A 1,621-nucleotide genomic window follows, 5' to 3' on the forward strand; every position below is an offset into this window, starting at 1 on the left:
CCCTCCATCTAAGACACGTCGCAAAGGACGTCGTTATGCACGTATCTTAGATCACGTAGCCTCCAGCCGGCAGGCGGTCTCAATCGGGCCGTTACAGAGAACCTGCTCAAAGAGCAAGCAGAAGACCAAGTCATCCTGAGGTCACTGGCCACGCTCGGCACCGTGATGGCTGTGAATCGGCATGCATGTTTGGATGCCCCCTTCGATGCAAGGATTTTATGACTTTCTGAGCATGTGATCGGGTGCGGTCATGTTTCAGGCCTCTCATGTGCGGCCTGTCGTGCCGCGGGCCGGTATGGTGATGCGCGGGTCGGGTCCAGATCAAAATTGCGAGCTCAATGCTCTTTGCATGCCCCTGGTTTTCCCAATCCGGATCTTGCCGATCATTTGCCCATACGAGTCATCGCCCTCCTCACATCGCCGACGTACCCGCGGCCGCGGTCAGCAAACCGCGCCGGTCGGATCCCTGTAATCCTCGTTCCTCACGAGCATGGCCCAGACCATGCGCGCCATCTTGTTGGCCAGGGCGATGGCGACCAGCTTGCGAGGTTTCCGCTCAAGCATTCGCGACAGCCACGAGCCCGGGCGGCCGCCATCCCGTCCCCTCCAGTGTACGACGGACATCGCACCGACAATCAACAATCGCCGGATATCGCGCTGGCCCATCTTCGATGTACGCCCGAGCTTTTGCTTACCCCCGGTCGAATGCTGTCGCGGCACGAGGCCGAGCCAGGCGGCGAAGTCACGGCCGCGGCGGAATTCCCGCATGTCCGGAGCGAAGGCCGCGACCGCCATTGCACAGATGGGCCCGATACCCGGCATGGTCTGCAAAAGGCGCGCGACATCGTTTTCCCTGGCCGCCTCGGTGATACGCTTGTCAAGCGCTGCGATCTCAGCGCTGATCTGTGCGACCCGATCGAGGTAGATCCGACCGAGGTCGCGAACGAGGTCTGGGAGGGGGGCGCTCTCAAGGCGCGCAGCAAGACGGGCAATGTTGCCGAGCCCTTGGCCGACGATGACCCCATGCTCGGCAAGGTGTCCGCGTAATGCATTCACCAACTGGGTCCGCTGGCCGACGAACAAATCACGCGTGCGAAACAGCATTGCGCGTGCCTGCTGGTCAGCAGTCTTCACGGCCACACTGCGCATGGTCGGGCGAAGGGTCGCCTCTGCCACGGCTTCGGCGTCGGCAGCGTCGTTTTTCTGCCTCTTCACGAAGGGTTTGACGTAAGTTGGTGGGATCAGCCGGACATCGTGACCGTGCCGGGACAGCTCGCGACCCCAGTAATGCGCGGTGCCGCAGGCCTCCATCGCTACCACGCAGGGCGGCAGCGACGCCATGAACTTCGCAAACTGCAGACGCGACAGTTTCTTGCGGAACAATACCCGCCCGTTCGCCGCGGCCCCGTGGACCTGAAAGACCTGCTTTGCCAGGTCGACGCCAACGATGCTAACCTCTTCCATGGATGCCTCCTCCTTCTATGGCGATTCCAACATCACCATCCTGGCACATTGCGATGCCGTCGGGCGGGGGCATCCACCCCATCAAAAGTGACCCACTTGGGTGGGTTATGATCATCTAAAATTGACCCACCTGCATTGTTAACATCCGTGCGTTTTG

Annotated in this window: 1 protein-coding gene; it reads right to left on the bottom strand. The window is 61.0% G+C overall.

The genetic code is table 11. The features are described from left to right. Positions 1 to 441: 441 nt before the first annotated feature. Complete coding sequence (locus BSG08_RS19140; RefSeq protein ID WP_093039436.1) at positions 442 to 1,464, bottom strand: IS110 family RNA-guided transposase; 1,023 nt, start codon at positions 1,462 to 1,464, stop codon at positions 442 to 444. Positions 1,465 to 1,621: the final 157 nt, after the last annotated feature.

The sequence above is a fragment of the Roseovarius azorensis genome (genome assembly GCF_900109455.1).
GTDB classification, from domain to species: Bacteria; Pseudomonadota; Alphaproteobacteria; order Rhodobacterales; family Rhodobacteraceae; genus Roseovarius; species Roseovarius azorensis.

Bases quoted from the DNA above. Each gene is read 5' to 3' on its own strand.
- BSG08_RS19140 (WP_093039436.1), bottom strand. From the start codon at position 1,464: ATGGAAGAGGTTAGCATCGTTGGCGTCGACCTGGCAAAGCAGGTCTTT.